The sequence below is a fragment of the Hymenobacter antarcticus genome (assembly GCF_039539545.1).
Lineage (GTDB): Bacteria > Bacteroidota > Bacteroidia > Cytophagales > Hymenobacteraceae > Hymenobacter > Hymenobacter antarcticus.
In genome coordinates this window covers 86,107-92,575 of sequence record NZ_BAABDI010000013.1, presented here as the reverse complement: position 1 = coordinate 92,575, position 6,469 = coordinate 86,107, and the positions used below count along the sequence as shown (strand labels likewise).

The following is a 6,469-nucleotide window of genomic DNA, read 5'->3' as shown; positions in this document are numbered from 1 at the left end:
GCCAGTTTCTCTGACGACGCCATCGCCAATCCCAACGTTGCGGTAGGTGGCGGCAGCGGCACGGTGACTTTGCGCCTGACGGTGACCAGCGGTGCCAACCCGGTGTGCACCGCCGCCACCAGCGAGGTAACCGTGACGGTAAATGCTAAACCGGCCGGACCTACGGTAACCATCCAGGAAGCAACGTTGTGCGGGCCACTCACTACGCCAACATTGACAGTCTGTAGTCCGGTTGAGGGAGCTACCTATGTAGTCACCGACACCGATGGCACAAACCCTCAGAGCATCCCCTACAGCTCAGGCCCATTGGTGTTCCCTATGCGGGCAGGCAAGGGATTCAGAATCACCGTTACGTCATCTGCGGCAGATGGGAGTTGTATTTCCGCTCCTACCACTTGTGGTGGCCAAGTAGATGCTTGTCCGGCTCTGCCGTCGGCCCGCATTGCCAACTCACCTTCGGAGCCCAAGGTGGCATCGTCCCTTCAGGCTATTCAAACAGAGGCCTACCCGAACCCCACGAGCCAGGACGCGACCATCAACTTCTCGGTGCCCAAGACCGGGCACGTGCTGGTGAGCGTATACGATGCGATGGGCCGGCCGGTGGCCACGCTCTTCGACGGGGAAGCCACGGCGGGCGAACAGCGCTCGGTGGTACTCAAAGGAGCCTCGCTGGCCTCGGGCATCTACACCTACCGGGTGGTCGCGGGTGGCAAAACCAGGACCAACCGCGTGAGCCTCGAAAAATAAGGCCCGCCGGTTCGCTGAAATGAAAAGGCCCGTTCGTATCGAACGGGCCTTTTTGGCTTAGCGCTTACTCACCCTTAAAAACCGGCTTGCGCTTCTCGCCAAAGGCCTTCACGCCCTCAAAGTAGTCGGCCGACTCACCGGCAATCTGCTGGCAATGGGCTTCGTAGTCCAGCATCTCGTCCAGGGTAGCCGCGCCGGCCTTGTTCAGCATTTGCTTGAGGAGACCGATGGATTTGGTGGGGGCCGAGGCGTAGCGCGCGGCCAGGGCGTAGGTGGCCTCGTCGAGCTGCTCGGGGGCCACCACCTGGTTCACCAGGCCCAGGCGCAGGGCTTCTTCGGCCGGCACCTTAGTGCCCAGGCTGCACAGCTCGAAGGCCTTGAGCGTGCCTACCAGCCGCGGCAGAAACCACGACGAGCCCGAATCCGGTACCAGCCCGATGTTGATGAACACCTCAATCAGCGAGGCGTCGGTGCTGGCTACCAGCGCGTCGCAGGCCAGCGCCAGCGAGCAGCCCGCGCCCGCCGCCACGCCGTTGATACGGCCGATAATGGGCTTGGGCAGCGCCCGCATGGCCCGGATAATGGGGTTGTAGCGCTTGTGCAGCGAGTCGTAGAACGAGCGTTTCTCGCCGGTCTGGCTGGCCTTCAAGTCCTGGCCCGAGCAAAAGGCCCGGCCCGCACCCGTAAGCACCACCGCCCGCACGGCGGCATCGCGGCCCACCTGCTTCAGGGCATCCTGCAGCTCATAGCTCAGCGGGTCGTTGAAGGCGTTGAACACCTCCGGGCGGTTTAGGGTGATGGTGGCGACGCCGTCGGGCCGCACGTCGTAAAGCAGGCTGGTGTATTCCAATGGGCGAATGAGTGAATGGGTGAGTGAGTAAATGCAAAGAACGGCACTGTAATTCACCCAATCACCCATTCGCTTATTCATCCATTCACTCATTTATTCATTGAAAAAAGCGCCTCTGCTACCACCAAATCCTCCGGGGTGGTGATTTTCAGATTTCGGTAGTCGCCCTCTACCAGCTGCACGCGGCACAGGTCGTCCACTACGGTTGCATCGTCGGTGAAGGTGGCCAGCTCGGGCATGGCGTAGGCCCGGCGCAACAGGTCAATCTCAAACGTCTGGGGCGTTTGCATCAGGCGCAGGCGGCTGCGGTTCTGGGCCGCCGAGCCGTGCTGCGACACCAGCCGCACCGAGTCTTTGGGCAGCACGGCCGCCGCGGCCGCCGCGTGCGTGGCCGCCGCCGCGTAGGTGCGCTCTATCACCAGCCGCGACACCAGTGGCCGCACGCCGTCGTGCACCGCCACCAGGCCTTCGCCGTGCTCTTTTAATGCCGCCAGCCCGGCTTTCACCGAAGCCCAGCGCGTGGCCCCGCCCGCCACCAGCCGATGCGGAATATGTACGTTGAACTGCGCGCACAGTGCGTGCCAGGTCGCCAGCTGGTCGGCGGGCAGCACCACGATGATTTCGGCCACGGCCAGCGCCGGGTCGGCAAAACGGCGCAGGGTATGCAGCAGCACGGGCTCGCCGCGCAGCAGCAGGAACTGTTTGGGCCGGTCGGCGGCCATGCGGCTGCCGCTGCCGCCCGCCACCAGAATGGCATAGCGGTGGTTGAGTGATTGAGCGGACGAGTGAATGGATGGGCGTGGCAAAGCCATAGGTAGCGGGATTGGAACGGTAACTATTCAACAAAGCAAAAGGCCCGGCTGCAAATACAGCCGAGCCCTCGCTCATTCACTCAATCACCGATTCGCTCATTGAATCAAAGAATCAGCATGGCGTCGCCGTAGCTGAAGAACTTGTATTTCTCCTTAATGGCCTCTTTGTAGGCCTCCATCAGCAGGGGATAGCCGGCAAAGGCGGCCGCCAGCATGATGAGCGTGCTCTCCGGCATGTGGAAGTTGGTGAGCAGGCAGTTGGCGATTTTGAAATCGTGGGGCGGGAAGATAAACCGGTCAATCCAGCCCTGGGTGGGCTTCATGCGGCCATTGGCCGATACCGAGGCTTCCATGGCGCGGACGGTGGTAGTGCCCACGGCGCACACGCGCTTTTTGGTATCGAGGGCCTTGTTCACCACTTCGCAGGCCGGAGTCGTCACGACGAAGTTCTCCGAGTCCATCTTGTGCTTGGTCAGGTCCTCCACATCTACGGTGCGGAAAGTGCCCAGGCCCACGTGCAGCGTGACGAACGCCGGCTCGATGCCCTTGATTTCCATGCGCTTCATCACCTCGCGGGTGAAGTGCAGGCCGGCCGAAGGGGCCGCCACCGCGCCAATGTGCTCGGCGTAGATGGTCTGGTACCGCTCTTTGTCGGCGGGCTCGGTTTCGCGGTTGATAACTTCCTTGGGCAAAGGCGTTTCGCCCAGCTCGTACAGCGCCTTGCGGAACTCCTCGTCGGTGCCATCAAACAGGAATTTGATGGTACGGCCGCGCGAAGTAGTGTTGTCGATAACTTCGGCCACCATGTCCGACTCGCCGAAATACAGCTTGTTGCCGACGCGGATTTTGCGGGCGGGGTCCACCAGCACGTCCCACAGGCGCAGCTCCTTGTTCAGCTCGCGAAGCAGGAATACTTCAATTTTAGCCCCGGTCTTTTCCTTGTTGCCGTAGAGGCGGGCCGGGAAAACCTTGGTGTCGTTGAATGCGAAAACGTCGCCCTCGACGAAATAATCGAGAATATCTTTAAAGGTGCGGTGCTCAATCTGGCCGGTAGCGCGGTGCACCACCATCAGGCGGCTCTCGTCGCGGTTGCGGGCGGGGTGCAATGCCACTAAGTCCTCGGGGAGTTCAAATTTGAACTCGTGCAATTTCATCGCCATAGGGCAGTATTTGGGGGAATATACGGAAAATTGGGGAGGCAAAAGTACGGCTTTTTCCTTAGTATTCGTTTTTTTGGGTTATGGGTTCAGTGAATGAGCCGTTAATAAAGCACAGAACGTCATGCTGAGCTTGCCGAAGCATCTCTACCGCAGCAGTAACTATTTACTTACGCGGTAGAGATGCTTCGGCTGCGCTCGGCATGACCGTTTCGAGTTTCGTTCCCGGGTCTTTTGCCGCAACTTCCCCGCCGAATTCCGTCTTTTGACCTCGGAATCCTGATTGCCACGCGCGCCTCTTCTATATGCTAGCCCTTCGTCTCACGCTCGAAAGCTTCCGGTTTGCCTGGGATGCCCTCAAAGCCAACTTGTTGCGCACTATACTTTCGCTGCTGGGCGTCACGGTGGGCATCTTCGCCATCATCGCCGTGTTCACCGTCGTCGATTCGCTGGAAGCCAATATTCGCAGCAGCCTCGACTTTGTGGGCGACAAAATTATTTCGGTGCAGAAGTGGCCGCTGGAGTTCGGTGCCGACTATCCGTGGTGGAAGTACTTCAACCGGCCCGTGCCCACGCCGCGCGAGTTTCAGCAGATGCGCCGGCAGCTGGGACCCAACAACAAGGGCATCGCCGTTTTCGCCGCCAACAGCGGCAATACTCTCAAGGCCGGCTCTAACTCGGTGGCCGACTGCGTGCTGCAAGGCGTGAGCTACGATTTCCGGGCGGTGAGCAACGTGCCCGTTAAGGACGGCCGCTACTTCACCACGCAGGAAATGGACGGGGCCCGGCCGGTGGCCATCATCGGGGCCACCATCGCCGAAAACCTGTTTCCAAACGGCGGGGCGCTGGGCAAGGAATTTAAGGCCCGGGGCCAAACCTTCGTCGTAATTGGGGTGATGGAAAAGGAGGGCAAAAAGCTGCTCACCATTTCCAGCAACGATGCCAACTGCATCATTCCCTTCACCATGTTCACCAAGATGTTGGCCCTCAGTACCACGGGTTTTGGCGGCGGGCCCAGTGCCACTATCGCCGTGAAGGGCCGCGACGAGGACCCCGGCCTGCTCGATTTGGAATACGAAATGCGGGGCATAATGCGCAACATTCGCGGCCTGAAGCCCCGCGAGGAAGATAATTTTGCCCTGAACCGGCCCGAAATGATAGCCTCGGCGGTGGGCAAGCTCTTCGGTGTTATCGGCGTGGTGGGAGCCGTGATTGGGTCGTTTGCCATGCTGGTGGGCGGCTTCGGCATCGCCAACATCATGTTCGTGTCGGTGCGCGAGCGCACCAACATTATCGGCATTCAGAAGTCGCTGGGCGCGAAGAACTTCTTTATTCTGTTCCAGTTTCTGTTCGAAGCCATTTTTCTGTGCCTCATCGGGGGTGGCGCGGGTATCCTGCTTGTCTGGCTTATCACGCTGGTGCCGCAGGATGCCCTGCCGCTTACCATGACGGCCGGGCGGGTGGCGCTGGGCCTGCTGGTGTCGGTGGGCATCGGTGTTATCGCCGGTATCGTGCCCGCCGTAATGGCCTCCAACCTCGACCCGGTTATCGCCATCCGGGCGCAATGATGGTAGTGGTTAGTGGTTAATGGTTAACGGTTAATGGGGAGCATATCTGACAATCATTAACCACTAACCACTAATCATTAACCACTAAAAAAAATTGATATTCCGGCACTGAGCCGGAATCCCTGCATGACATTACCTGCTTTCCTGAGTTACGAATTCCTGGGCAATACCCTGGGGCAATACCTGATTGCGCTGCTCATTCTGCTGGTAGGTAGTGTGTTCCGGCGAATCCTTTCGCGGCTGCTTAGCAAGCTGCTATTTTCGCTTACTAAGCGCTACACGGCGGGGGTGAGCGAGGAGGAGCTGCAAGGCCTGCTCATTGAGCCACTCTCCACGCTGTTGTTCATCGTGACGCTGCTCCTGGCCGGTACCACGCTCACGTATCCGCACGGCCCTACGGCGCGCCCGGCCGTGCTGCCCTGGCACGAAGTGCTGCTGCTGCGCGTGCTGACGCTGGTTTTGATAGTGGCGGCGGCGCGGGTAGCCCTGCGCCTCGTGGACTTTGCCCTGCTGGTAATGGCCCGCCGGGCCGCCCTGCGCGCCGACGCCAGCCCTACCCGCCTCGACAACCAGTTCCTGCCCTTCGCCAAAGACCTGCTGAAGGTGCTCTTCATCATCATTGCGGGGCTGGTGGCGCTGGCGCAGGTTTTCGGGGTGAACGTGACTGCCCTCATCGGGGGCCTGGGCATTGGGGGGCTGGCCGTGGCATTTGCCGCCAAGGAAAGCCTCGAAAACCTCATCGCCTCGTTCACCATCTTCCTCGACCAGCCCTTTGGCGTGGGCGACCTCGTGACGGCCGGCGACGTGAGCGGCACGGTGGAAAAAATCGGTTTCCGCAGTACCCGCCTGCGCACGGCCGAGAAAAGCTACGTCACGGTGCCCAACAAAAGCATGATTGACAAGCCGCTCGACAACCTCTCGCTTCGCACCTCGCGCCGCGTGGGCTTCACGCTCATCTTCGACCAAAAAACTACCAGCGCCCAGCTGCACGCCATTATTGCCGGGGCCGTGGCCGCCCTGAAAACCCACCCACTGGTGACGCAGGAGGTGCAGATGAAATTTAGTGCCCTGGTGCCGGCCGGCAAGGAAGTGACCGTGCAATACTTCGTGGAAACCACCAGCTACGACATGTACCTCGACGTGAAAGAGGACCTCAACTACCGCCTGGTGGAAGTGGTGGAGCAGCACGGCGGGGCCTTTGCCGGCACGATGGTGCCCGCGCCAGCCGCCAAAGCGTAAGGAATGGGTTTCGGCCTTGAATTGAGTAGGATGCCAGGCAGCTCACAAATAAGAAAAGGCCACCCAACGGGCGGCCTTTTCTTATTTGTGAGCTGA

6 protein-coding genes are annotated in these 6,469 nt (G+C 60.3%); 3 read left to right on the top strand and 3 right to left on the bottom strand.

The window, feature by feature from the left end:
* The first annotated feature begins 468 nt into the window (after window positions 1-468).
* Window positions 469-747, top strand: a complete 279-nt coding sequence (locus ABD819_RS11005; RefSeq protein WP_345124129.1) for a T9SS type A sorting domain-containing protein — start codon at window positions 469-471, stop codon at window positions 745-747.
* Between the two features lie 64 nt (window positions 748-811).
* Here ABD819_RS11005 and ABD819_RS11000 read toward each other — a convergent pair whose 3' ends face one another.
* The 3 genes from ABD819_RS11000 to queA form a co-directional block, all read right to left on the bottom strand.
* Window positions 812-1,597 (bottom strand): enoyl-CoA hydratase-related protein, encoded by a 786-nt coding sequence (locus tag ABD819_RS11000; protein WP_345124127.1) that lies wholly within the window; start codon window positions 1,595-1,597, stop codon window positions 812-814.
* Between the two features lie 89 nt (window positions 1,598-1,686).
* Complete coding sequence (locus ABD819_RS10995) at window positions 1,687-2,409, bottom strand: 2-C-methyl-D-erythritol 4-phosphate cytidylyltransferase (protein WP_345124125.1); 723 nt, start codon at window positions 2,407-2,409, stop codon at window positions 1,687-1,689.
* Between the two features lie 104 nt (window positions 2,410-2,513).
* Complete coding sequence (gene queA / locus ABD819_RS10990) at window positions 2,514-3,563, bottom strand: tRNA preQ1(34) S-adenosylmethionine ribosyltransferase-isomerase QueA (RefSeq protein ID WP_345124168.1); 1,050 nt, start codon at window positions 3,561-3,563, stop codon at window positions 2,514-2,516.
* A gap of 308 nt (window positions 3,564-3,871) precedes the next feature.
* Between queA and ABD819_RS10985 the strand changes: the two genes are divergently transcribed.
* Window positions 3,872-5,134, top strand: a complete 1,263-nt coding sequence (locus tag ABD819_RS10985) for an ABC transporter permease (protein WP_345124123.1) — start codon at window positions 3,872-3,874, stop codon at window positions 5,132-5,134.
* 126 nt (window positions 5,135-5,260) lie between these two features.
* On the top strand, window positions 5,261-6,373 hold the full coding sequence (locus tag ABD819_RS10980) for a mechanosensitive ion channel family protein (protein ID WP_345124121.1): 1,113 nt from the start codon (window positions 5,261-5,263) through the stop codon (window positions 6,371-6,373).
* Window positions 6,374-6,469: the final 96 nt, after the last annotated feature.